This is a genomic window from Cytobacillus oceanisediminis (assembly GCF_007830235.1).
Lineage (GTDB): Bacteria > Bacillota > Bacilli > Bacillales > Cytobacillaceae > Cytobacillus > Cytobacillus oceanisediminis.
Map to the genome: position 1 here is coordinate 1 of NZ_VLKI01000029.1, position 601 is coordinate 601.

General features: G+C 50.6%; 4 tRNA genes. All 4 read left to right on the top strand.

What is annotated here, in order from left to right:
* Position 1: 1 nt before the first annotated feature.
* The 4 genes from IQ19_RS25530 (at position 2) to IQ19_RS25545 (ending at position 519) form a co-directional block, all read left to right on the top strand.
* Positions 2-94, top strand: a tRNA-Ser gene (locus IQ19_RS25530).
* Between the two features lie 182 nt (positions 95-276).
* Positions 277-350, top strand: a tRNA-Met gene (locus tag IQ19_RS25535).
* A 3-nt stretch (positions 351-353) separates the two neighbouring features.
* Positions 354-430 (top strand) — tRNA-Asp (locus tag IQ19_RS25540).
* A 13-nt stretch (positions 431-443) separates the two neighbouring features.
* Positions 444-519 (top strand) — tRNA-Phe (locus IQ19_RS25545).
* Positions 520-601 lie beyond the last annotated feature (82 nt).

The window sequence follows — 601 nt, forward strand, 5'->3', positions numbered from 1 at the left end:
CGGAGGAATACCCAAGTCCGGCTGAAGGGATCGGTCTTGAAAACCGACAGGCGGGTCAAACCGCGCAGGGGTTCGAATCCCCTTTCCTCCTCCATTATTTTAATACTATTATCGCAGGGTGGAGCACGTCCGAATAAGCTTCGAAGGAATTACTTCAGCGCAACGATTGAGCTGCTGCTTGAATAATCTTTCTGAAATTGGGGCGGTACTTCATTGAATAATCTGCGAGATGAAATGCTGTATGTGAGCATAGAAAAATCACATAAATAATACTATCGCGGGGTGGAGCAGTCCGGTAGCTCGTCGGGCTCATAACCCGAAGGTCGCAGGTTCAAATCCTGCCCCCGCAATCTGGTCCGGTAGTTCAGTTGGTTAGAATGCCTGCCTGTCACGCAGGAGGTCGCGGGTTCGAGTCCCGTCCGGACCGCCATTTTTCTTAGTTTGGCTCAGTAGCTCAGTCGGTAGAGCAAAGGACTGAAAATCCTTGTGTCGGCGGTTCGATTCCGTCCTGAGCCACCATTTATACAACCTAACGCGGGTGTAGTTTAGTGGTAAAACCTCAGCCTTCCAAGCTGATGATGAGGGTTCGATTCCCTTCACC